The organism is Sorangium sp. So ce385, assembly GCF_051474135.1.
Classification (GTDB): domain Bacteria; phylum Myxococcota_A; class Polyangia; order Polyangiales; family Polyangiaceae; genus Sorangium; species Sorangium cellulosum_D.
Map to the genome: position 1 here is coordinate 13,986,482 of NZ_CP150337.1, position 24,022 is coordinate 14,010,503.

Consider the following 24,022-nt stretch of genomic DNA (forward strand, 5'->3'; position numbering starts at 1 on the left):
CGCCGCCGCGCTCGCGCCCGCGCCCGCCCGCGCGTTGACACCCCGTCGCGTCCTGCGATAGACGAACAGCGCCTGCCAGCGGCGCCCGCTGCAGCTCCGCAGCGATTCCCACCCTCGCCGCCGGCCGACAGGGGAGGCCGATGACAGCTTGCGCATGGACGCGCCGCGGCGCGGATCCTCGGTGGTCCAGGGCGAGGCGGCGCTCGGGCGGCGCTGCCACCGCCGCCTTCGTCGCCGCGGCGGCGCTCGGGTGTCCGCCGGCAGCCGCGCAGCCGAGCCGGCCGCTGCCGGTCCAGCCTCCGGCCGCCGACCCGCTCCCCGTGCCGCTGCCCGCCGCGCCGGGGCCGCCCGCCGGCGCCATCTCGGTCGTGCCCCCCGGCGACCCCGCGCCCGCCCCGCCGTCGGCCGCCCCCGCGACGCCGCCCGACGCGGCCGCGCCGCCCGCCGCCGCGCCGCCCGCCGCCGCGGCGCTGCCGCCCGCCGGCGACGCCTTGCCGCCCGCCGGCGCCGCCTTGCCGCCGCCCGCGGGCGCGGCGCTGCCGCCCGCCGGCGCCGTGGCCGCCACGCCGGGCGCGGCGGCCGCGCCGTCGCCCGCCGGCTCCGACGCCGCGCCGCCGTCCGATGGCGCCGCGGGGCCGCCGTTCCAGCTCAGCATCGGCCGGCTCCTGCTCTCGCCGCTCGTGCTCGTGCAGGCGCAGGCCGTGCCGTACGTCGGCGACGACGCCTACCTCCAGGCGGGCGACGTCGCCGAAGGGCAGGGGTTCCGCGTCCGGCGCGCCCGCGTCGGCTTCGCGGGCACGCTCGCCGGGTACGTGCCGTTCGCGGTCTCGGGCGAGCTCGCCGCGGGCGCGGACGGCGCGCCGCGGCTCTCCGAGGCGTGGATCGGCTACGCCCACTTCCCGTTCGCGCACCTCTATTTCGGCGCGCACGACGTGCCGTTCAGCCGCTCGGCGATGACGGGCGCCGGCGAGGGCGCGCTCCTCGAGCGGCCGTTCGCCGTGCGCGCCATGGCGCCCTTCCGCCAGGTCGGCCTCCACGTCGAGGGGCACTTCCGGGACAGGACGTTCAGCTACTTCGCCGGCATCTTCAACGGCTTCCAGCGCTCGGATCAGTTCTTCGCCGGCTACGTCGAGAACGCCGCGCTCTCCGGCAACCGCTTCGACCACGTCGCCTACGTCGCCCGCCTCGCCACCGAGCCGCTCGGCCCCCTCCCGCGCTCGCTGCAGGACCTCGCCGTGTCGCGCCCCCGCCTCGGCGCGGGCGCGAGCTACTTCTTCAGCGACGGCGGGACGCGCGACATCCACGGCGTTGGCGCCGACGTCCTGTTCCAGGCCGCCGGCGCGCACGCGCTCGCCGAGCTCCTCTGGAACCAGAGCGACCCCGAGAGCGCCCCGACGCAGCCGCTCGGCCAGCTCGCCCCGGTCACCTCGCTCGGCCTCGTCGGCGAGGTGGGCTATTTCGTGAGGCGCATCAAGCTCGGCGTGACCGCCCGGTTCGAGTGGCTCGATCCCAACCTCGATCTCGACGACGAGACCGACAGCTGGGCGCTCACCGCCGGCGCGAGCTACCACTTCATCGACAACGTGCTCAAGGCGCAGGCCGACTTCACCCACCGGCAGGAGATCCACGGCGTCGCGCTCGACAACGACGCCGTGGCGCTAGGGCTCCAGCTCAACCTGTAGCGGCCCGCCATGCGAACCCGCCGCCCCGTCCCCGTTCTGCTCGCGCCGCGCTCCGCCCTCGGCCTCGCCGGCCTCGCCGGCCTGATCGGCCTGGCCGGCTGCGACGCGCCGAACCTCCTGCGCGCCAAGCCGATCGAGAACCGGTTCGAGCTCGTCGGCGGGCCGGTGGCGATGGCCGATGTCGGCGATTTCCTTCTGGAAAACGACGAGATCCGGGTCGCGATCCTCGGGGCGCGCCACTCGCCGGGGCCGGGCGTCTACGGCGGCTCGCTGGTCGACGCCGACCTGCGCCGCCCCGATCCGCGCTTCGCGAGCGCGTCGGGGCGCGATCGCTTCGCCGAGTCGTTCCCGGTGGCCAACCTGCTCGTGCCGGATCCGGGCGCCACCGAGGTCTTCGTGGCGAAGGACGGCTCCGACGGGCAGGAGGCGATCGTCCGCGTCGAGGGCGACGGCGGGTTCCTCTTCCACGCGCTCGGCGTGCTGAAGACCCAGGAGGACCTGCTCGGCCTCCTGTTCGACGGCCTGAAGCCGGAGATGCGCTTCCGCACCGACTACATCCTTCGCCCGGGCGAGCGGTTCGTCACGATCCGCACGACGCTGCTCCTGCCGGACAGGGCGGTGGGGTGCCCGAGCGTCGGCGCCTGCGCGCTCGAGTGCGAGAACGGCCTCGCGGCGGGCGAGGACGGCTGCCCCACGTGCGCCTGCGGCGAGCCGCTCTCGCTCGACAACTACGCGGGGCCGTCGGACATCTTCCGGGGCATCCTCGGCGACGTCCGCGACCAGGATCCCGAGCGGAAGGGCGGCATCGTCGCCGGCGATTTCGTCTTCTTCGGCAACCAGAACGACATCTTCGGCCCCGGCATCGGGTTCGACGAGGAGAAGGCGGTGTTCGACGCCCTCTTCTCCGGCCGGGACACCTTCCAGCGGCCGCTCAGCTTCGACTTCGTGGCCGCGGCGGGCGGCGACGTCAGCTACGGCTACTTCACCAAGGCGCGGCCGGGCGACCCGCCCTCCACGGTCAACGTGCCCGTCTTCACGAGCGCGGCGACCGCCTTCCTGAGCGCCGGCAAGAGCTGCCTCGCCGCGGGCGACGACGACGAGGCGTGCGACCACAAGCGGTCGTTCACCTACGAGCGTTACTTCGCCGTGGGCGAGGGCGACATCGCGAGCGTCGCCGAGGTGGTCTACGGCGCCCGCGGCGCGCCGACGGGCGCGATCGAGGGCGCGGTCCTCTGGCGGTCGACCGGCGAGCCCGTGCCGAACGCGCGCGTCCACGTCTTCCGCGACCCCGACCCCGCCGCGCGCTTCGCGACCGTCGATGAGCTGGTCGAGGCGAGCCTCGCGCGCTCGGGCGACGTGGGGCTCGTCAGCTCCATCGACGCCGACCTCGGGCTCGATCCGGTGGAGGACGGCGATTTCCGCGCGCGGATCGAGCCCGGCGGCTACCTGCTCGTCGCGGAGAGCCCGGGCGGCGCGGCGGTGTCCGCGCCGATCCGCGTGGCGCTCGGCGCGGGGGCGACGGTGTCGGTCGCGGCGGAGCTGCCGAGCCCCGCGCGGATCGCGTACCGGGTCGTCGACGAGGGCGGCCGGCTCTCGCCGGCCAAGCTGACGTTCGTCGCGCTCGACGCCGCGGGGCGGCCGCGCGAGGGCGACGGGACGCGGCGGGTCTACCTCGGCCACGGCCGCCTCGGCAGCGGCGTCCGGCAGATCGAGCGCTCGGCGACGGGCGAGGGCTCGGTCGAGATCGAGCCGGGCCGCTACCGCGTGCTCGTCACGCGCGGGCCCGAGTTCGGCCGGTTCGAGGTCCCGGACCTCGAGGTGCGCGCCGGGGAGATGCGGCGGATCGAGGCGGTCGTGCCGCGCGAGGTCGACTCGACGGGCTGGATGTCGATCGACATGCACCTGCACCAGCGCGCGAGCTTCGACAGCGGCATGCCGCTCGAGGAGCGGGTGACCTCGGCGGTCGTCGAGGGGCTCGAGGTCGCGGTGGCGACCGATCACGACGTGCACACCGATCTCGAGCCGGCGGTGCGGCAGCTGGGGCTCGAGCCGCTCTTGAAGACGGCGGTCGGCGCCGAGGTCTCGACGCTCGAGCTCGGCCATTTCATCGGCTTCCCGCTCCGTTACGACGAGCTCGCGGTGCCGGATCACGGCGTCTTCGACTGGGTCTGCCGCCCGGGCGGGGGCGTGATCGACGGCGTCCGCGGCACGGCGGCGGACGGCGAGGACGCGCTCGTGATCGTGGCGCACCCGCGCGACGGGTTCATCGGGTACATCGACCAGCTCGGCGTCGACCCGTTCACGCTGGACCGGACGATCCCCACGCTCGAGAAGGGCAACCCGCTGTTCCAGGCGGGCAGCTGCGATTTCGACGCGATGGAGGTCTTCAACGCGAAGCGGTTCGATCTGCTCCGGACCCCCACGGTGCAGGAGGTGGTCGATTTCAACCGCTGCCTGTCCCGGATCGACGCCGCGCGGGACGAGGCGTCGCTCGCCGCGGCGTGCGGCGGGATCCCCGTGGAGCTGCCGGCGTGCCTGCCCGGCGAGCGGTACGCGGTGTGCCAGCAGCGCGCCCGCTCGGCGCTCGCCTGGCAGGTCACGAAGCGGATCCTGACGAGGACGCCCGAGGAGCAGGACGCGATCTGGGGGTTCGACCGGACGGCAGCCGAGGGGGAGGCGCTCTGCCTTGTCGGCGAGGGGGGCGCGGTCCCGGAGGAGGACGCGGATCGGCCGTGCACATTCCATGCGGGCCAGGTCGACGATCTGTTCCGCTACCTCGACCACGGCTTCTCGCCGACGCAGCTCGGGAGCAGCGACAGCCACGGCGCGTCGCCGGAGCCGGGGTTTCCGCGCACCTATTTCCGCTCGCCGACCGACCTGCCCGCGGCGGTCGATCTGGGCGGGGTCACCGGCGCGCTGCGCGCGGGCAGCGCGTTCGCGACGTACGGCCCGTTCGTCCGCGCGGGCGTGGGCGGCGCGACGTACGGCGGGGTGGCGCGGATCGAGGGCGACACGGTGCCGCTCGATCTGCGGATCGAGACGGCGAGCTGGTTCGGCGTGGATCGCGTCGAGGTGTACGTGAGCGGCCGGCTGGTCCGGGTGCTCGAGCCCACGGCGGGCCCGTCGGCGATCGTGGACGTCGACGAGCGGCTCGAGCTGCCGGCGCCGGCGTCGGACGGCTGGGTCGTGGTGGTGGCGATGGGGTTGCGCGACGAGAACCTCCTCACGCCGGTCGCGCTGCCGGTGTCGTTCGGCGAGCTGCAGCTGCCGCGCGTGGCGAGCCTCGCGTTCACGCAGGTCGAGGCGCTCTCGCGGTTCTTCACGGCGTCTCCGCCGGTCCCCGACTGGTACCCGGTGGCGCCGTATGCGGTCACGAACCCCATCTTCCTGGACCGGGACGGCAACGGCGTTTACGACGCCCCGCGCGGCCCGCCTCCGTTCTGCGCGAGGCCCTGCGATCCGAGCGTGATCGACCCGTCGCAGTGCCCGAAAGGGCAGGAGTGCTTGCTGGAGGAGCGGGTGTGCGGGATCTTCGTGCTGGGCCGCTGCGAGGACGAGCAGGCGTCGCGGTAGCGGCCGCGCGACGGGCGCGCGGCCGCGCACGCCTCACCGCGCGAGGGCGACGCGGAGCGCGCCGCAGGCTCAGTGGACCGGTCCGGCGCTGGACGGCGCGAGCGCGTGGGCCACGGCGCTCTGCAGCGTCGAGCGGGTGACGATGCCGCGAAGGTCGATCCCGCCCTGCACGAGCGCGCGGGCGACCTCCGGCTGCATCCCCGTCAAGATCGCCCGCGCGCCGAGCAGCCGCAGCGCCGAGGCGGTGCGGATCAGCGTGTCGGCGACCCCGGCGTCGACGTGCTTCAGGCCGGTGATGTCGATGATCACCACGGACGGGTTGTGGCGCTGGACGCCGGCGAGGGTCGCCTCCAGCACCTGGGCGGCGCGCGCCGCGTCCATCGTTCCGATGAGCGGCATGACCAGGACGCGATCGGTGATGGGGATGATGGGCGTCGCCATCTCCGAGAGGCGCAGGCGCTGCACCTCGATGATCTCCTCCTGGAGGGCCGCCCGGGCCCGTTCGGCGCGCTCGCGCTCGCGGAGCTCTTCGAGCAGCCGCTCATTGGCCTGGTTCAGCTCGTCCGCCTTCTGCGACAGGCGTTCGTTGACCGAGCAGAGCTCCTCGGTGCGCCGCTGCACCTCGCTCTCGAGCCGGTCGCTCATGGCGCGATGTCCCTCGGAGATCTCCTGCAGGCGGCTGTAGAGCAGCGCGTTCTCGAGCGCCGCTGCGATCTGCGCGCCCAGCAGGCGGAGCAGCTCGGTTTGCTCCGGGGTGAAGGCGCCGCTCGCGAGCGCGTTCTCCACGTACAGCACGCCCGTGAGCCGGTTCTGGTGGATGAGCGGAAGCCCCATCACCGATTTCGGCCGGCGCGCGGCGAGGTAAGGATCCGCCGCGAAGCGAGGGCTCCCCTCGGCGCCGTCCAGGATGACGAGCTCTCGCGTGCGCGCCACGTAGTGCACGACGCTGATCGGCAGATCCGAGGACTCCTCCAGCGGACGCCGGAGCTCCACCTCGACCGATTCGGGGTCGATCGTGATGGCCGCCTCGATGACCAGCCGGTCCTCGCGCGCGAGCACCAGATAGCCGCGCTGGCCGCCGGCGCTCGAGAGGACGGCGCGCATCACGCGATCGAGCGCCTTCCCGAGCACGAGCTCGCTGGAGATCGCGTGCGTCGCCTGCAGCACCGCCGCGACGTCGACGAGCTTGTTGAGGAGCGGGTGGTTCACCGAGATGGTGCTCGATCTGGAGATGGCCTGATCGCGCTCCGCCGCGGGCGCTCTATCCGCGGGGAGCGCGTCGAGCCCGTGCTGCCGGATCAGCGCCGCGGCCTTTCGCTCGGCCCCCCACTGCCGGTAGGCGTGCATCGCCGCGTTCAGGTAGAGCGCCGCGATGCGCCGCCGGCCCTTGCGGGCGTAGTACAGCCCGGCCAGCTCCGACGCGAGCGCTTCGTACTGGATGAACTCGCTCTGACGGGCGGCGTCGATGGCGTCGTCGTAGAGCTCCATCGCCTCGGCGTCGCGGCCGGAGGCGCGCGCCATCTCGCCGAGCACCAGGAGGTGCTTCGCGCGGAAGTTGTCAGGGCACTGGGTCGCCCAGAGCTCGAGCTTCTTGAGCGACGCGGAGAGCGCCTCGGCGTGCCGCTCGCGCTCGCGCTCGTCGCGCTCGCCGAGCGCGACGAGCGTGAGCGCGAGATAGAAGTGGTATGTCGCCTCGATCGGCATCGCCATGACGGCCCCGAGGACCGGGCGCGCAGCCTCCGCGGCAGCGAGCGCCGCATCGGGCCGGCCGTGGGCGTAGAGCAGGATGAGCCGGATGATGTGATAAAAGGCGATACCGCACCCGAAGCTCGCCCGGGTGAGGGCGGCCAGGCACTCCTCCTCGGGGAAGCCCTCCTCGCTCAGCGAGACGTCGTCCGCGGTGAGCCCCTTCAGATTGCGCAGGAATTGCTGCTCCAGCCGAATGGTCTCGAGGACGGCGCGGTTGCCTGTCTTTCGCGCGAACGACGCGAAGCGCTCGGCGACGCGATGGACCTCCTCCAGCGGGTCGCCCTTCTCGTACACCTGCCAGACGGTCTCGAAGGCCAGGTAACTCGCGTACACCAGATCGCCGGCCTCGAGGCAGGCGAGGAACGCCCTCTCCAGGATGGGCAGGTCGTTCCGGATGTGCTGGACCCAGAAGTTGATGTGATCGCCGTGGAGGTGCAGCAGCGTCCCGCGCAGCGAGATGTCTCCGAGCTTCTCGTTCAGCCGTATCGACATCTCCGAGAAGCGGAATCCAGAGGGGATATCGCCGAACGCCGAGACCAGCATCAGCCCGTACACGCTGTACGCGAAGCACGACGACTCGGTGTTGCCGTGCCGCAGCGACAGGTTGAGCATCTTCAGCGCGATGAGCGGGAACACGCCCGGCCGCCCGATGTACGCGCAGGGGGCGCAGTCGGCGAGCAGGTCGATGATCGCGCGGATGTGCTCATCGGCGAGCAGCGGCGCGTGCAGGATGTCCTCGATGCTCCTGCCCGCCATGCTCTCGGGGATCTGCGCGATCTCGGCCGAGACGGCGGCGCCGATCTCCTCGCTGGCCCCGGGGATCTCGACGCCGAACAGGCGCAGCGCCTCCTGTCCCACCGTGACGCCCTCGTCGTAGCGGCCGGCCACCTGATAGAGCTTCATCCGCAGGCTCTGGACCCGCGCCCGATCGAGGTTGGACCGCGCCGTGTCGAGCAGGCGCTGGAACAGCGCCTCTGCCTCGGCGAAGCGGCCGCACAGGTACTCGCACTCGGCCGCCTCCACCGTGAGCGCCCAGCGCAGCGCGCGATCCCCGGAGGCGACGTCGTCTCCGATCGCGCTCCGTCCGGCGCTGAAGTACTCCGCCGCGGCCCCATAGGCGGTCGCGCTCTTGGCCTTCCTCCCGGCGCGCAGGTTCAGGCGCCCGAGCAGCTCGCGCTCGCCGGGATCGGAGACGAGGGGGGCGCCGTAGTTCAGGTGGTTCACGATATCGAAGAGCTGCTCTTCCGGCGCCTCGCCGTGCTGACTGGCCAGCATCAGGCGGCCGACGCGCAGGTGGGCAGCGCGCTTGTGCTCGTCCGCGATGAAGGCGTACGCCGCCTGCTGGACGCGATCGTGCAAGAACTGGTAGGAGACGGCCAGCGACGCCTCGCTCGCGGGATCGCCCTGGGATGGCTCTCCCGGCTGGACGAGCCGGTAGTCTGCGTCGATGGGGAGCAGGACCCCTTCCTGCATGGCCTCCCACAGGTCCTGCGCCACCTGCGCGGCGGTCTGCTCGGAGATCGTCGCGAGCGTGCGCAGGTCGAACCTGTGCCCGATGCACGCCGCGAGCTTCAGGGCGCGCTGGGTGGGCGGCGAGAGCCTCTGCAGCTTGGCGAGCATGAAATCGACGACGTTGTCCGTCACGGCGCGCGATTCGATGGCCGCGAGGCTCCAGGTCCATCTGCCGGTCTCCGGCTCGCAGCGGAGGAGCCCGTCGTCGCTCAACATCCGCAGAAACTGCCCGATGAAGAACGGGTTGCCCTGCGTCTTCCCGTGAATGAGCTCGGCGAGCTGCGCGACGTCCTGCGCCGCGCGGCCCAGGGCGTCCGAGACGAGCGCCGTAACGTCCTCCGGCGAGAGCGGCGCGAGGGGGATGTCCGTCACCGCCGCGCCCGCGGCGCGTACGGCGTCGAGGGTGATGATGAGCGGGTGCGCCGGGCTCACCTCGTTATCGCGGTACGCCCCGACGACCAGGAGGTGGCTCGTGTCGGGGTCGGTGAGCAGGAGACGCAGCAGCCGGAGCGACGCCGGATCTGCCCATTGCAGGTCGTCGAGGAACAGGACCAGCGGGTGCGACGGGGCGGCGAGCACGCCGAGGAGGCTCCGGAAAACCATGTCGAACCGGTTCTGCGACTCGGAGGGGCCGAGCGCCGCGACCGGGGGCGCGTCGCCGATGATGAGCGCGAGCTCGGGGATGAGCTCGATCAGAACCCCGGCGCTCGCGCCGAGCGCCGCGTCGAGCTCTGCTCTCAAGCGGGACAGCGCCTCGGTCGGCTCGGAGAGGATCTGCTGCACGAGGCCCCTGAACGCCTGGACGATCGAGGCGCAGGGCACGCCGCGGTTCAGCTGGTCGAATTTCCCGTGCGCGAAGTGCCCCCCGACCCTGGCGATCGCTTTGTAGCTCTCGTGGACCAGCGCGCTCTTGCCGACGCCGGAGTATCCGGCGACGAGCACGAGCTCCGCCGCGCCGCCTCGGACCCGCTCGAAGGCGGCGAGGAGCCGGTGCCGCTCCACGTCCCGGCCGTAGATCTTCTGCGGGACGCGCAGCTCGTAGCTGCGATCGCTCCGCCCGATCGAGAAGGGATGCACCCGGCCCGTCTGCTCGAGGGAGCGCAGGCACTCCGCGAGGTCGGCCTTGACGCCGTACGCGCTCTGGTACCGGTCCTCGGGGGCCTTGGCGAGGAGCTTCATGACGATCTCGGACACCGGCTGAGGCACGTCCCCGCGGCGCTCGTGCGGCGGCACGGGCGGCCGCGCGATGTGGCTGTAGAGGAGGTCCATGGGATCGGCGTCCGAGAACGGCAGCGCGCCGGTCAGCATCTCGTACAGGGTGACGCCGAACGAGTAGAGATCCGCGCGGTAGTCGATGCCCCTGTTCATGCGTCCGGTCTGCTCGGGCGATATGTACGCGAGCGTCCCTTGCAGGGTGGAGACCGAGGTCGGCTGCTGGAATTCCTGCTGGAGCCGCGACGCGGCGCCGAAATCGATGAGCGTGGCTCGGCGTAGGTCCGAGCTGATGATGATATTCCTGGGATTGATGTCCTTGTGCGTGATGTGACAGCGGTGCACCGCGCCGATGGCGTCGGCAATGGCGACCGAGAGCGCCAGCGCCGTGCGCAGATCCAGCCGGCGATCGTGGAGGAGCGCCCTCAGGGTCGTGCCCTCGACCGCCTCCGTGACGAGGGCGAGGCCGCCGCGGGTCCTCTCGAGCGAGCACACCCGCACCACGGCATCGAGGTCCAGATCGCGGAGCAGACCGAACTCGTGCCGCAACAGGGCGAGATCGCGGACGCTCGGGTGCTCGCCCTTCAGCGTCTTGATGACGACCGGCCGCTGGTCCGCGGTGCGGCGGCCGCGGTACACATGGGTCTTGCTACCTTCGTGGATCAGCTGCTCGACAACAACTCCTGGCAAATCGATCGACGCTGTGGTGCCCATACGTGCATGTGCTCGATCTCGTGATGGCCCTGACACTCTGTTTCGTCTGGTCGATCACGAGCCGAGAGCATGAATATAGAACAATCTTCGTCGGGATCGCGCTAAGAACGCACGTGATGAAGAATCGATGTGTGCCGGGTCACGCTCTCGCGTCCAGCGCATCTTGTGCGCCGGGCAGGTCGAGCTCCGGCGGTCGGCTCACCTGGACGACGACCATGTCGGGGCGCGTGCTCATCTCCCCGAGCTGGCGGTCGGTGAGCCACGCCTCGAGGTCGAGCGACCCGCGCACGCCGGTCCTCGGATCCAGCACATGGACGTCGAGCTCGCCCACGTTCTTGTAGTGCAGCTTCCTCCGCCACGAGAAGGGTGGCGCGGCTCGGGGGTGCCAAGGCGCAAGAAAGAGAGGAGAGGATTGAGCGCTCCTCACTTTCTCTCTGTCTCTTCTTGCGCCTTTGCGCCTTTGCGCCTTTGCGTTAAATCTCTCCTCTCCCGCTCGCTTCACCCGGGCGACGCGAGCCGGCGCAAGGCCTCGTGGATGCCGTCCAGGCCTGAAAGGTCGAGCCCGAACTCCCCCTCGAGCACCTCGCGCAGCGCGCCCGCGCTCGCGAGCGTGCGCTGCTCGACGCCTCCGTCGCGGCGCCGGTACGTGAGCTCGCGATCGAACAGCGTGACGCGGCCTTCGGCGGTCGGTCGCGCCACGACCAGGCTCCGCACGAAGAGCGACTCGGGGTTCGTCGAGACCCACCAGTTGAACAGGTCGTAGTCGGCGGGGAGCTGCTCGGTGAGATCGAACCAGTAGAGCGCGCGCCAGGCCTCACCCGACTTCACCTCGAGCGCCTGACCGCCGTCCTCTCCGCGCAACCGGAAGGTCTCGAGCGGCGTCTCCTGCTCGACGTCGTGCACCAGCTTGAGCGGCGCGACCGGCGCGAGCACCCCGAACCCGACGTCGGCGAGGTACGTCCCCTCCGCCAGCTCGACGCGGAGCAGCATGTGGCTTCGCGGCCTGGTCTCTCCCTCGGGCACGTTCCACCGCACGCGCGCCGCGAGCCCGCGCACCTCGAACCCGAGCGCGCGCAGCGCGTGCGCGAGCAGCCCGTTCTGCTCGTAGCAGTACCCGCCGCGGCGGCCGCGCACGAGCTTGCGTTCGAGCGCCGCGGGGGAGAGGTCGACGCGCCGCCCCGACCACGGGTCGAGGTTCTCGAACGGGATCGCGCGCGGATGCAGGGCGTGGACGGCGCGCAGCGTGTCCAGCGTTGGCGCGCGGGGGCCGTCGTAGCCGATGCGCGCGAGGTAGGCGTCGAGCAGGGAAGGATCGTTCATGCGACCATCCTGCTACGTGGACGATCTGGCCGGTAGAGGCCTCCATTTGAACGGATCGTCCACCAGGTGGTACGATCGTCCGGGCGATGGACGAATGGGACGACCTCGCGCTGTTCGTGCGGATCGCGGAGCACGGCGGGCTGTCGGCGGCGGGGCGCGCGCTCGGCGTGCCCAAGTCCAGCCTGAGCCGGCGTCTCCAGCTCCTCGAGGAGCGGCTCGGGGTGCGGCTCGTCCAGCGCACCTCGCGCAAGTTCATCATCACCGACGTGGGCGAAGAGGTGCTCGAGCACGCGCGCGCGATGCGCGTCGCGGCGGACGCCGTCGAGAGCGTGGCGCGCCGCCGCGTCGCGGAGCCCAGCGGGATGATCCGGCTCACCTGCTCGATCGGCATGAGCAAGCACCTCGTCGCGCCGCTCTTGCCGCGCTTCATGGTGCGTCATCCGAAGGTGGACGTGTTCCTCCACGCGACGAATCGCCTCGTCGATCTGGTCGAGGAGCGCTTCGACCTCGCGCTCCGCGGCTATGGCGGCCCGCTGCCCGACACCGGGCTCGTGCAGCGGCTGCTCTCGCCGACGCCGTGGGTGCTCATGGCCGCGCCGCGCTACCTCGACGCGCGCGGCGCGCCCGCGACGCCGGGCGAGCTCCGCGCGCATCCCGGGCTGCTGCTCGGCGGGCCGAGCTCACGCGCGGTCTGGCGGTTGCGCTCCGGCGAGGCGACCGAGGAGGTCCCGTTCGTGCCGCGCCTGCGCACCGACGACTCCGTGACGCTCCTGGGCGCGGCGGTGGCGGGCCTCGGCATCGCCGCGCTGCCCGAGTACTCGTGCGGCGACGAGCGCGCGCGGGGGGAGCTGCGGCGCGTGCTGCCCGAGTGGCAAGTCGGCGATCACCGCGTGACGATGCTGATGCCCTCGCGCCGCGGCGAGCTCCCGGCGGTGCGCGCGCTCGCGGACTTCTTTGCGGTCGAGATCCCGCGGCTCGTGGAGCGCGGGACCTCGACTTCCGGCTCAAGCAGATCTTCCCCGGTTCGCGAGAGAAGGAACCGCAGAGGCACAAAGGACACAGAGGGAAGAGAAGAGGGATAAAAACCTCTTCTCTGTCACCCGTCACCCGTCTCCCGTCCCCGTCCCCGTCCCCGTCTCCCGTCTCCCGTCTCCCGTCTCCCGTCTCCCGTCTCCCGTCTCCCGTCTCCCGTCTCCCGTCTCCCGTCTCCCGTCTCCCGTGCTCCTCTTCGTGCGCGTGCGCGTGCGCGTGCGCGCTGACTCCGGGCAATCGCGCACGCGCACGCGCACGCGCACGAAGAGGGAAGAGGGAAGAGGGAAGAGGGAAGACGGAAGACGGAAGACGGAAGACGGAAGAGGGGGTCTCAGCCCGAGCTGAAACCGCTCTAGGGTGGCTGCACGACCGCGAGGAGCCCTCTCGGCTGCGACCCGAGGTCCAGCGTCGGGTCGACGAGATCGCGGTACGGCCCTCCGTTCAGCGACGCGACGACCCTGGCCGTGACGATCGGCCTCACCCCGAAGTCCTCCCGCCAGCGGTCGGCCACGTGGTGCGCGAAATCGACGATCATGTCCGGCCGCGTGCTCATCTCCCCGATCTGGCGGTCGGTGAGCCACGCCTCGAGGTCGAGCGACTCGCGCACGCCGGTCCTCGGATCCAGCACGCGGACGTCGAGCTCGCTCACGTTCTTGTCGCGCAGCTTCATCCGCCACGAGAACCGGTGTCCGGCCTCGTTCCAGGCGACGTCGCCCGGGTAGGCCCAGTGGCGGAGCGGCACCGCGAGGTGGACCAGGAGGTACCCGTGGAGCAGCGCGAGCGGCAGGCGGCGCCGCCGCCCCGCCGCGGGCGAGGGGACCTCGGCGCCGTCGCCCGGGCGGTCCGCGCGCCGGAAGAGGAACGGCAGACGCCGCCTCGGCCACGAGGGATCGGCGAAGAGCACGAGCGAGGCGATCATCGCGTAGGGGAAGATCCCGATCTTGAAGAGCAGAGCGTTGGAGAGGTTGAAGACCACGGCGAGCGCCGCGCCGATCGGGAAGGTTCGTCGAGAGAAGAGCAGAAAGCCCATCGAGAGGTCGATGAGCAGCCCTGCCCACGAGAGCGCGAGCCCCGCGGCCGGCGCGGCGAGGAGCGGCCCGACGAGGGGCGCGCCGCGGTGCTCGGCGAGCCACATCGTGAGCGGCTGTCCCTGGAGCCAGTCGCCGTTCAGCTTCGCGACGCCGCCGTAGAAGTAGACGATCGCGATCTGGGCCTTGAGAGCGAACAGGTAGAGGCGCGGCGCCGTCTCGGCGGGCGCGCCGGCCGGCGAGGCGCGGCGCGCGCGGAGGCGATCGAGCGAGAGGGCGCGGTGCGCCGGGGCGACGGCGAGCAGCAGGCCGAGGAGGCAGAGGAGATAGAGGTGGTTGAGGTACTGGGCCTTGTCGAGGAGGAAGACGTACGTGAGCGCGGCGCAGAGGAGCGCGGCGCTCACCCGGTAGAACAGCCCGGCGGCGCAGAGGAGCGAGAGGACGAAGACGGCGGCGAAGTGCCAGTACATCCCCGTCCCGCCCCAGGGGCGGATGAAGGGGACGAAGCTGAAGAAGAAGCCGGGCTCGATGTAATAGCGGTAGATCCGATCGTGGAGGACGTACCGGACGACCTCCCACGCGATCAGGCCGCCATAGGCGACGCGGAAGACGGCGAGCGAGGCGGCGTCGACCTCGGCGGTGAGGTAAGCCGCCCAGCGCCGCGCGAGGGCCCTAGTGGCGGTGGTGGGGGTGGTGGTGGTGCTTGCCCTTGTGCCTGTGCTTGTGCTTGCCGTGCACGTGGATGTGGACCGCTCGCCCGTCGTCGTCGTCGTCGTCGTCATCGTGGACCACCACCACGCCCGGGGCCGCATTGACCTTCACGCCCACGTTCCACGTCGTCGCCACGATCACGTTCAGGGCCGGCGCGGCCGGGCCGACCACGACGTGCACGCCGGGGCGGTAACCGACGAGCACCACGTCGGCGTGGGTCGGGTGCGCCACGACGACGGTGAGCTTCACGGGGTTCACCTTGGCGGCGACCGTGCCGACGGCGTAGAGGCCGCCCGGGCCGGGGTTCAGCACGACGAGCTCGGAGCTCGCGCCCACGAAGCCAAGCTTGATCTTGCGGTCGCCGACGGGGACCGGCTTCAGGTTCGCGTCGAGCACGTACACCCGCACCTGACCGGAGGCCTTGTCCGCGACCACCTCGATGGTGTCGTCGCCGACCACCTGGATGACCCCGCCGTTCGGGCCCGTCTTGCCCGCGGGGATGGGCCTCTTCTCGGCCTTTCGCGCGCCCTCGACGATGACCCTCGTGCCCCCTGCGGGCACGTGGAGCGTGCCAATCCACGGCTTCCCGGCGACGACGATGTCGTACTTCACCGGAGTGAGGTCGGCCTCGAGCTTGGGCCCGGCCGCGACGAGGAGCCCTGTCTTCGCGTCGAGCGCGAGCGGGATCTTCTCCTCGCCGTTCGGCCCTTTCCAGGTGAGCGTGCCGCTCACGTCCTTGTCGATGGGCTTGCCGTCGGGCCCCGTCACGATGGCCCGCACGGCGCCGTCGGGCGCGATCTCCCAGCCGACCGAGCCGCCGTCGTGCTCCTCGGTGAGCGGCTCTTCGAGGGCGACCGGGACCGCTTCGACCGACTCCTCGGTCACGCTGGCCTCGGCGCTGCTCTTGCAGCCGGCCGCGAGGGAGCTGCCGGCGATCAGGGCGGTCAGGGCGACCGCGGAAACGACGCGCTTGGCGTACATCAAAGCCTCCAAGCGGAGGAGGTTATCGCAAAGAGCGCTGCCGCGTCTCCGTGAACGCTCTCACGCAGCGGCGATGAGGGGCAGGGGCGACGACATCGGAGGCGTGGTGACCACCTCTCCCGCGATCCTCGGTCGCGCGGAGACTCTGCGGTGAGATCGTGAGCGTCGAAGGAGCCCTTTGGCGGTGCGACACACGGAATCACGATCGCTGTGGACGCTCGTGGCGGTTCGCCCGTCGCGAGCGTGAGGGTTGCGGACGCGCTGGGCGGTTCGCCCGTCGCGAGCGTGAGGGTTGCGGACGCTCGTGGCGGTTCGCCCGCCGCGATCGCGCGGGTTGCGGACGCCCCTGGCGGCCCGCCAGCGCCGTCGCGCGCCGCCTCCGGCGCGCAGCGGCCCCCTGCGCCGCCGGGCTTCCCCCCCGTGGCGCTTCGGGCTAGCGTCCGCGGCGAGCTCGCCCAGCCATGTCCCAGCGCGTCTATGTCGGCCTCGTCGGCTACGGCCTCGCCGGCGCCGTCTTTCACGCCCCGCTGATCCGGGCCATCCCGCGGCTGCGCCTCGCCGCCATCGCGACCCGACGGGAGGGCCAGGTCATGACCGATCACTCGGGTGTCGCCGTGCACCCGACGCCCGAGGTGCTGATCGCCGAGCCGGGGATCGACCTCGTGGTCATCGCCTCACCCAACGAGACGCATTTCCCGCTCGCGCGCGCGGCGCTCGAGGCGGGCAAGCACGTGGTCGTCGACAAGCCGTTCACGATCACGAGCGCCGAGGCGGACGAGCTCATCGCGCTGGCCGCCCGCCGCGGCCGGCTCCTCTCGGTGTTCCAGAACCGCCGCTGGGACGCGGATTTCCGCACCGTGCGCCGCTGCGTCGAGCAGGGCCTGCTCGGCGAGGTGGCCTCGTACGAGGCGCACTTCGACCGGTTCCGCCCCGCCATCAAGCAAGGCTGGCGGGAGGAGGCGGCCCCGGGCTCGGGCATCCTGTACGACCTCGGCGCGCACCTGATCGACCAGGCCCTCGTGCTCTTCGGCCCGCCGCGCGCCGTCACCGCCGACCTCCTGGCGCAGCGGCCCGAGGCGCGCACCGTCGACTATTTCCACCTCACGCTCGACTACGGCCGGCGCCGGGTGATCGTGCGCTCCTCGACGCTTTCGTGCGAGCCTGGCCCGCGCTTCGCGGTCCACGGCGACGGCGGGAGCTTCCTCAAGTACGGCATCGACGGCCAGGAGGATGCCCTCAAGGCGGGCAAGCGCCCCGGCACGCCGGAGTGGGGCCGGGAGGACCCGCGCTGGTTCGGCACGCTGGTCACCGCGACCGGCGAGCGCCGCGCGATCGAGAGCCTGCCCGGCGCCTACGAGGCCTATTACGAGGGCATCGCGGACGCGATCCTCGACGGCGCCCCGCCGCCGGTGCGCGCCGAGGAGTCGCGCGACGTGATTCGCATCATCGAGGCCGCGATCAGGAGCTCGGCCGAGCGCCGGACGATCCCGCTCGAGTGAGCCGTCGCGACCGGATCAACCTCAAATAAATCCAGCGTAGGCCCCCGGCGAGGGGGCTCGTGGCGCGGGGTGGGGGATGGGCCGATGTCTGAGGCGTAGACATGGCTCATCCGGCTTGCCGGATGAGCCATGTCTACGCCGAGTTCGGCGGGGCCCCCACCCCGCGCCACGAGCCCCCTCGCCGGGGGCCGGGCGGAGACGGGGGCCGGGCAGCTCAGCGCGCCGCCGCCAGCGCCGCCTGCATCGCGACGCCCATCTCGGCCGGCGTGGCGGCCACCTTGGCCCCCGCCGCCTCGAGCGCCGCGATCTTCTCGGCCGCGGTGCCCTCGCCGCCCGCGATGATCGCGCCGGCGTGGCCCATGCGCTTGCCCGGAGGCGCCGCGCGGCCGGCGATGAACGCGGCCACCGGCTTCTTCATGTTCTTCTTGATCCACGCCGCGGCCCGCTGCTCCGCCGTGCCGCCGATCTCGCCGATGAGCACGACCCCGTGCGTCTCGGGATCCTGGTTGAAGAGCTCGAGCACGTCGATGAAGTCCATGCCGCCGACCGGGTCGCCGCCGATGCCCACGCAGCTCGACTGGCCGATGCCGAGCGCGCTCAGCTGGCCGACCGCCTCGTAGGTCAGCGTCCCCGAGCGGGAGAGCACGCCGATGTTCCCCTTCTTGTGGATGTGGCCCGGCATGATCCCGATCTTGCACTCGCCCGGCGTGATCACCCCCGGACAGTTCGGCCCGATGAGGCGCGCCGGCTTCCCCTCGAGGAAGCGACGCACCCGCACCATGTCGAGCACCGGCACGCCGTCGGTGATGCAGATGACGAGCTTGCAGCCCGCGTCCACGGCCTCGGTGATCGCGTCCGCGGCGCCGACCGGCGGCACGAAGATGCACGAGACGTCGGCGCCCTCGTTGCGCACGGCCTGCTCGACCGTGTCGAAGATCGGCACCTTGTCTTCGAAGCGCTGGCCGCCGCGACCGGGCGTCACGCCGGCGACGACCTTGGTCCCGTACTCGATGCAGGCGCGGGCGTGCTGCGACCCGTAGGCGCCCGTGATGCCCTGAAAGACGACCCGCGTGTCCTTGTTGACGAGGATGCTCATCGCTTGATTACTCTACCTTCAACGTGGACAGGAGCTCGGCAATCGCCGGTCGCTCGCTGCTCAACTGGGTTCGGGGCTCGGTGCTCGCGGGCGCCCTAGGCGCCGCTCTGGGCCTTGCCGCGCGTGGCGGCGACGATCTTCTGCGCGCCGTCGGCCATGGAGCTCGCCGACTGGATGGTCAGGCCGCTCTCGTCGAGCAGCTTGCGGCCGGCCTCGACGTTGGTCCCCTCGAGGCGGACCACGAGAGGCACCTTGAGCCCGAGCTCCTTCGCCGCGGCGATGACCCCGGCCGCGACGACGTCGCAGCGCATGATGCCGCCGAAGATGTTCACGAAGATGCCGCGGACCCGCTCGCTCTTGAGGATGATCTGGAACGCGGTCTTGACCTGCTCCTGCGAGGCGCCGCCGCCGACGTCGAGGAAGTTCGCCGGCCTGCCGCCGTAATGGAGGATGATATCCATCGTCGCCATCGCGAGCCCGGCGCCGTTCACGAGGCAGCCGATGTCGCCGTCGAGCGACACGTAGGACAGCCCGGACCGCTTCGCCTGGAGCTCGACCGGATCCTCCTCGTCGACGTCGCGCATCGCGTTCCACTCGGGGTGCCGATACTCGGCGTTGTCGTCGAAGCTCACCTTCGCGTCGAGCGCGAAGACGTCCCCCGCGCCGGTCACGACGAGCGGGTTGATCTCGAGCAGCGAGCAGTCCTCCGCGGTGAAGCACGCGTAGAGCGAGGCCACGAGCTTGAGGAACTGGCGCTGCGTCTCCTTCGCGGTGAGCCCGAGCGCGATCGCGAGCTGCCGCCCCTGGTACGGGGCGAGGCCGAGCACCGGATCGATGAAGAGCTTGAAGATCTTCTCCGGCGTGCTGTGGGCCACCTCCTCGATGTCCATGCCGCCCTCGGTCGAGGCGATCACCGCGATGCGGCGGCGCTCGCGATCGACCAGCATCGCGAAGTAGAGCTCGCGCGCGATGTCGAGGCCCTGCTCGATGTAGAGCCGGCGGACCTTCTGCCCCTCGGGGCCCGTCTGCTTGGTGACGAGCTGCATGCCGAGGATCTTCTCGGCGAGGGCGGTCGCTTCGGCGCTGCCGCCCTTCGCGACCTTCACGCCGCCGCCCTTGCCGCGGCCGCCCGCGTGGATCTGCGCCTTCACGACGACGACCGGGTTGCCCGTCTGCGCGATCAGCCGATCGGCGATCGGCGCCACCTCGCTCGCCTGGAAAGCGGGCTCCCCTTTCGGTACCGGCACCCCGTAGCGGGCGAAGAGCTGCTTGCCTTGATACTCGTGGATTTTCATGAGAGGGGCCGCAACCCTATCACAAGGGCGAGCCCCGCAAGGCGCGAAAAACAGCGGCGTCGGTCGCGTGTTACGTGGTTACGTGGTGGCGTGGTTGCGCGCTCGCTCCGTTTCGAGTGTTTCGCGCCGGCCGCCGCATCGATGGAAAAGTGCGACGCCGCGGCGCTCGAAGCCGTCTGCCTCCGTCGCTGTCAGGCGCGCGGCGACGGGCGCTGACGGCGACGGCGTCCCGCGCCGCAGCGCCGCTGCCGTCTTCTCGTCACTTGGCGGCGTACGGGGGCGGCTCGGGCCGGCGGAGGGCCACGAGGGCGAACAGGCCGGGCAGGATGTCGTCCTCGACCTTGGAGGCCTTGCCTTCGAGGCTGATCTTGAGCTCGTCGAACGGCGAGAAGGTGAGCCCGGCGCTCGCGGAGACGCTCGGCTGGGGCGCGAACAGGAACGCAGAGAGCGCGCCCTCGTGCTCGTGGAGAGCCTGGACTCGGAAGAGCGGATGGATTGGCAACGTCGGAAGGACATTGGCGATGATCTCGCCGCCCACCCACGGCTTGAGCTCGATCGCGCCGGCCTCGTCCGCCGCGCCGACCAGCCCGACGCTGCCGTCGATCGACACCGACAGCGCCTCGGCCGGGTAGAGCTCCAGGGCCACGACCGCCGAGTAGAAATCGATCGTCGGATAGAACGCCACGCCCGACCACGTCGACCAGAGCGCCTGCATCGTGGTCAGGCCGGCGCCGAACGTCGGCGCGTCGACGTCGAGGTCGAAGCCGCCGAAGACGTTGATCTCGTATCCCTCACCGAGGACGAGCCCGGGCTCGACGCCGAGCATCCGGCCAGGGACCGTGCTGATCATCGTCGAGAAGGTCGGGAAGTAGTTGGTCCAGCTGTCCCAGTCCTCGATGCCAATCGCGTGCGAGACGATGCCCAGCCGGAGGTGGTAGTCCTCGCGGCCGATCTGCAGCATCGCCCACTCGGGCGGGCCGATCTTGAGCTCCTGCGCGGGCAGCGACCACTCGGGGTAGACGAACGCCGGCAGGCCGAACGCCGGCAGGCCGAGCGGCGCCGAGGCGGCCTGCACGTCGAGATCGAGCCGGAAATACAGCGACTCGCTCGCGAGCCGCAGCCCGACCTCGGCCTGGGCGACGGCGTCGAGGCGGAGGGCCCCCGGGGGATCGCGGTGCACGCCGGCGACGACGGCGGTCCCCCCGCCCACCCACGCGTCGATGTCGGCCGGGAGCGCGGCGAAGTGCGGTAGCAGCTGGGCCTCCTCTCTCTCGTGTCTCGGGTGGGCGGCGGGCTCATCCTCGTCCGCGAGCGGCGGCGGGCGCGCCCGCGGCGGTCACCGCGCCGCGCCGGCCGTCGCGGCCCGCAGGCGCTCGACCAGCGGGCGCACGGCGTCGCTCCGCAGCTTGTACGACGCGCGGTTCGCGATGAGAAGGGTGCTCACCTCGGTGACCGTCTCGAGCACCTCGAGGCGATTTTCGCGCAGCGTGGCGCCCGTCTCGACGATATCGACGATCAGGTGGGAGAGGCCGACGAGCGGCGCGAGCTCCACGGAGCCGTGGACGGGGATGATCTCGGCCACCACGCCCTTGCTCGCGAAGTGATCCCCGGCGATCCGCGGGTACTTCGTGGCCACGCGCGGCAGGTCGGGGATCGGCGTCCCCTCCGGCCCGGCCACGACGAGGCGGCAGCGGCCGATCCCGAGATCGAGCGGCGTGTAGAGATCGTGGCGGCGCTCGAGGAGCGTGTCGCGGCCGGAGACCCCGAGGTCGGCGGCGCCGTACTCGACGTAGGTCGGCACGTCGTCGGGCTTCAGGAACACGTACCGGAAGGCGCCGTCCGCCGTGGGCCGGACCAGGCGGCGATCGCTCTCCTGGAGCGGCGTGCTGTCGAGGCCGGCGCGCTGCACGAGCGGGATCAGATCCTTCAGGATCCGCCCCTTGGGCACGGCGATGGTGAGCGGCTTGGTCATCCGGCCCGCCCCTCGATCCGCACCGTGTCGGCGCCGAGCTGCGCGAGCTTGCGCTCCATGAACTCGTAGCCGCGGTCCAGGTGGTAGACGCGCAGCACCTCGGTCTCGCCCTCGGTCGCCACGAGGCCGGCGATGACGAGCGAGGCGCTCGCGCGCAGATCCGTCGCCATCACGGTCGCGCCCGACAGCGGCGCGCCGCCGTGGACGTGCGCCGTGTGGCCGTCCACGTCGATGTGCGCCCCCATGCGCGCGAGCTCCGGCACGTGCATGAAGCGGTTCTCGAAGATGGTCTCGACGATGCGCGACGTGCCCTGCGCGAGGCACATCAGGACCATGAACTGCGCCTGCATGTCGGTCGGGAAGCCGGGGTGCGGCGCGGTCGTGACGTCGACGGCGCGCAGCGGCCGGCCGTCGCGGCGGACGCGCACGCAGTCGCCCTCGCGGCCCACCTCGACGCCCGCCTGGCGGAGCTTGGCCGCGACCGCCTCGAGGTCCTCGAGCGGCGCGTTCTCGATCAGCACGTCGCCGCCGGCGGCGGCCGCCGCGACCATGTACGTGCCGGCCTCGATCCGATCCGAGATGATCGCGTGGTCGAACGGCTCGAGCTCGTCGGCGCCCTCGATGTGGATGACGTCCGTGCCGGCGCCGCTCACGCGCGCGCCCATCTTGTTGAGCACCCGACCGAGCTCCTCGACCTCGGGCTCGCGGGCGCAGTTCACCAGCGTGGTGCGGCCCTTCGCGAGCGCGGCGGCCATCATCAGGTTCTCGGTGCCGGTCACCGTCGGCAGATCGAACACGACCTCGGCGCCGCGCAGCCGCTTGCACTCCGCGACGATGTAGCCGCGCGACAGCCGGATCGTCGCGCCGAGCGCCTCGAGCCCCTTGAGGTGCTGGTCGACCGGGCGCGTGCCGATCTGGCAGCCGCCGGGGAGCGACACCTTGGCGCGGCCGAAGCGCGCGAGCAGCGGGCCGAGGACCATCACGCTCGCGCGCATCTGCTTGACGAGCTCGTACGGGGCCTCGGGCCGCACGTTGTCGCCGGCGCCGACCTTGACGAGCGGGGCCGCGACCTCGACGTTGCGGCCGAGGAACCGGAGCAGCGCGGAGGTCGTGTCGATGTCGCGGAGCGCGGGCACGTTGCGGAGCAGGCTCTCGCCGTCCGAGAGCAGCGTCGCGCAGAGGATCGGCAGCGCCGCGTTCTTCGCGCCGCTGATGCGGATCTTGCCGGAGAGCGGCTTGCCGCCCCGGATCCGGATGGAGTCCATGCCCCCGCTATCGCACAACCCGCGGCGGAACGCGATGTTTCGGGGGACGCCGGCCGCCGCTCGCGTTGCTGTCCGCCGCGCGGGCGGGGGCGCGGCGCTGGCGCGGGCGGGGGCGGGGGCGGCGCGGCGCGCCGGGGGCGACTCGGGCCCCACTTTCCCCGGCGCTGGTCTAGTCTCCTCCGGCCATGCGACCGAGCGCCATCGCCCTGTCCTCGCTGCTCGCCGTCTCCGTGGCCTCGGCCGCCGCCGCCCAGCCGTCGGCGGACCTCCGCGGGTTCCGCGCCTCGATCGACCCCGGGTCCGGCGTCTACACGGAGCCCGCCGCCACCCCGGACACGGGCGAGTGGAGCGCGAGCCTCTGGGCCTCCTACGCCTACCGCCCCATCGTGCTCCGTCATCCGGCCTCGGACGAGGCCCGCTTCGACGTCCTCCGTCACCAGGTCAGCGCGGACTTCGCGGCCGGCGTGGGCATCGCGCGGCGCCTGCTCGTGGGGCTCACGCTGCCGGTGGTCCTCTACCAGTCCGGGGACGCGCCCACGTCCGACGCCACGCGGGTGCTCGGCGACACGTGGGTCCCGGCGCAGGCGCTCGGCGATCTCGGCCTCGTCGGCAAGCTCACGCTCGTGCAGCCCACGGGCGGCGAGCTCGGGGGGCTCGCGCTCGCGCTGCACGAGCGCTTCACGCTGCCCACGGGCGACGAGGCGTCGTTCGTGGGCGAGGGGAGCGTCACGAACGAGCTCAGGCTCCTCGCCGAGTACCGCCTGATCGCGTTCGGCGCGCACCTCGCGGCCGGGCTCAAGCTCCGCGCCGACGAGGCCCGCTTCGGGTGCCGGGCGACCCCGCCCACCGCCGCGGGGGACCCGTGCCCCACGGCGTTCGGCCACGAGCTCCCCTTCGGCCTGGGCCTCTCGTTCCGGCCGCAGATCCTGGGCATCGACCCGGAGGGGCGCGCCACGTTCTTCCTGGAGGCGCACGGGCACCTGCCGCTCTCGCCGATCGCGCCGTTCGAGAACCAGGAGACGGCCGCGCTGGAGCTCGGCATCGCGGCGCGCTACGCGCTCGGCGACGTCTCGTTCCTGGGCGGCGTCGGCACCGCGCTCGTCGGCGGCGTCGGCACCTCGCCGCTGCGCGCCGTCCTCTCGGTCGCGTGGACCCCGCGCGTCCACGACGCCGACGGCGACGGCGTGGACGACAAGGCCGACCAGTGCGGCGAGCTCGCGGAGGATCGCGACGGCTTCCAGGACGGGGACGGCTGCCCCGAGGGGGACAACGACGAGGACGGCGTCTTCGACGACGAGGACCGCTGCCCGGCGCAGAAGGAAGACGAGGACGGCGTCGAGGACGAGGACGGCTGCCCCGACCCGTGATGGCGCCGCTACAG

The 24,022-nt window shown here is 72.1% G+C and carries 15 protein-coding genes; 5 read left to right on the forward strand and 10 right to left on the reverse strand.

Annotation, left to right across the window (positions count from 1 at the left end):
• Positions 1 to 140 precede the first annotated feature (140 nt).
• Positions 141 to 1,682 carry a porin gene (locus WME83_RS51245; RefSeq protein ID WP_437317006.1) on the forward strand — a complete coding sequence of 514 codons (1,542 nt, stop codon included), beginning with the start codon at positions 141 to 143 and terminating at the stop codon, positions 1,680 to 1,682.
• 9 nt (positions 1,683 to 1,691) lie between these two features.
• Complete coding sequence (locus WME83_RS51250) at positions 1,692 to 5,255, forward strand: PHP domain-containing protein (RefSeq protein WP_437317007.1); 3,564 nt, start codon at positions 1,692 to 1,694, stop codon at positions 5,253 to 5,255.
• 69 nt (positions 5,256 to 5,324) lie between these two features.
• Here WME83_RS51250 and WME83_RS51255 read toward each other — a convergent pair whose 3' ends face one another.
• From WME83_RS51255 to WME83_RS51265, 3 genes are all read right to left on the reverse strand, one after another.
• Positions 5,325 to 10,442 carry an AAA family ATPase gene (locus WME83_RS51255; RefSeq protein WP_437317008.1) on the reverse strand — a complete coding sequence of 1,706 codons (5,118 nt, stop codon included), beginning with the start codon at positions 10,440 to 10,442 and terminating at the stop codon, positions 5,325 to 5,327.
• Between the two features lie 139 nt (positions 10,443 to 10,581).
• Positions 10,582 to 10,773 carry a hypothetical protein gene (locus WME83_RS51260; protein WP_437317009.1) on the reverse strand — a complete coding sequence of 64 codons (192 nt, stop codon included), beginning with the start codon at positions 10,771 to 10,773 and terminating at the stop codon, positions 10,582 to 10,584.
• Between the two features lie 167 nt (positions 10,774 to 10,940).
• Positions 10,941 to 11,762, reverse strand: a complete 822-nt coding sequence (locus tag WME83_RS51265; protein ID WP_437317010.1) for an arylamine N-acetyltransferase family protein — start codon at positions 11,760 to 11,762, stop codon at positions 10,941 to 10,943.
• Positions 11,763 to 11,848: 86 nt separating this feature from the next.
• On the opposite strand from WME83_RS51265, the gene WME83_RS51270 reads away from it, so the two are divergent.
• Positions 11,849 to 12,844, forward strand: a complete 996-nt coding sequence (locus WME83_RS51270; protein WP_437317011.1) for a LysR substrate-binding domain-containing protein — start codon at positions 11,849 to 11,851, stop codon at positions 12,842 to 12,844.
• A 302-nt stretch (positions 12,845 to 13,146) separates the two neighbouring features.
• Here WME83_RS51270 and WME83_RS51275 read toward each other — a convergent pair whose 3' ends face one another.
• Together WME83_RS51275 and WME83_RS51280 are read right to left on the reverse strand one after the other, a co-directional pair.
• Positions 13,147 to 14,604 (reverse strand): HTTM domain-containing protein, encoded by a 1,458-nt coding sequence (locus tag WME83_RS51275; RefSeq protein ID WP_437317012.1) that lies wholly within the window; start codon positions 14,602 to 14,604, stop codon positions 13,147 to 13,149.
• On the reverse strand, positions 14,495 to 15,514 hold the full coding sequence (locus WME83_RS51280) for a hypothetical protein (RefSeq protein ID WP_437317013.1): 1,020 nt from the start codon (positions 15,512 to 15,514) through the stop codon (positions 14,495 to 14,497). The genes WME83_RS51275 and WME83_RS51280 overlap by 110 nt, the downstream gene beginning before the upstream one ends.
• 461 nt (positions 15,515 to 15,975) lie before the next feature.
• On the opposite strand from WME83_RS51280, the gene WME83_RS51285 reads away from it, so the two are divergent.
• On the forward strand, positions 15,976 to 17,013 hold the full coding sequence (locus WME83_RS51285) for an oxidoreductase (protein ID WP_437317014.1): 1,038 nt from the start codon (positions 15,976 to 15,978) through the stop codon (positions 17,011 to 17,013).
• A 214-nt stretch (positions 17,014 to 17,227) separates the two neighbouring features.
• Here the strand turns inward: WME83_RS51285 and sucD are convergent, their stop codons facing one another.
• The 5 genes from sucD to murA all read right to left on the reverse strand — a co-directional run bounded on the left by sucD (position 17,228) and on the right by murA (position 22,641).
• Positions 17,228 to 18,109 (reverse strand): succinate--CoA ligase subunit alpha, encoded by an 882-nt coding sequence (gene sucD, locus WME83_RS51290; RefSeq protein ID WP_020742152.1) that lies wholly within the window; start codon positions 18,107 to 18,109, stop codon positions 17,228 to 17,230.
• Positions 18,110 to 18,204: 95 nt separating this feature from the next.
• Positions 18,205 to 19,404, reverse strand: a complete 1,200-nt coding sequence (sucC, locus tag WME83_RS51295; RefSeq protein WP_020742153.1) for an ADP-forming succinate--CoA ligase subunit beta — start codon at positions 19,402 to 19,404, stop codon at positions 18,205 to 18,207.
• A gap of 259 nt (positions 19,405 to 19,663) precedes the next feature.
• Complete coding sequence (locus WME83_RS51300; protein ID WP_437317015.1) at positions 19,664 to 20,614, reverse strand: hypothetical protein; 951 nt, start codon at positions 20,612 to 20,614, stop codon at positions 19,664 to 19,666.
• 126 nt (positions 20,615 to 20,740) lie between these two features.
• Positions 20,741 to 21,376: an ATP phosphoribosyltransferase gene (gene hisG / locus WME83_RS51305; protein WP_061626578.1), complete on the reverse strand. Its 636-nt coding sequence runs from the start codon at positions 21,374 to 21,376 to the stop codon at positions 20,741 to 20,743.
• On the reverse strand, positions 21,373 to 22,641 hold the full coding sequence (murA, locus tag WME83_RS51310; RefSeq protein ID WP_437317016.1) for a UDP-N-acetylglucosamine 1-carboxyvinyltransferase: 1,269 nt from the start codon (positions 22,639 to 22,641) through the stop codon (positions 21,373 to 21,375). Before murA ends, hisG begins: the two co-directional genes overlap by 4 nt.
• 185 nt (positions 22,642 to 22,826) lie before the next feature.
• Here murA and WME83_RS51315 point away from each other — a divergent pair, with 185 nt between their 5' ends.
• Positions 22,827 to 24,008 carry a thrombospondin type 3 repeat-containing protein gene (locus tag WME83_RS51315; RefSeq protein WP_437317017.1) on the forward strand — a complete coding sequence of 394 codons (1,182 nt, stop codon included), beginning with the start codon at positions 22,827 to 22,829 and terminating at the stop codon, positions 24,006 to 24,008.
• Positions 24,009 to 24,022: the final 14 nt, after the last annotated feature.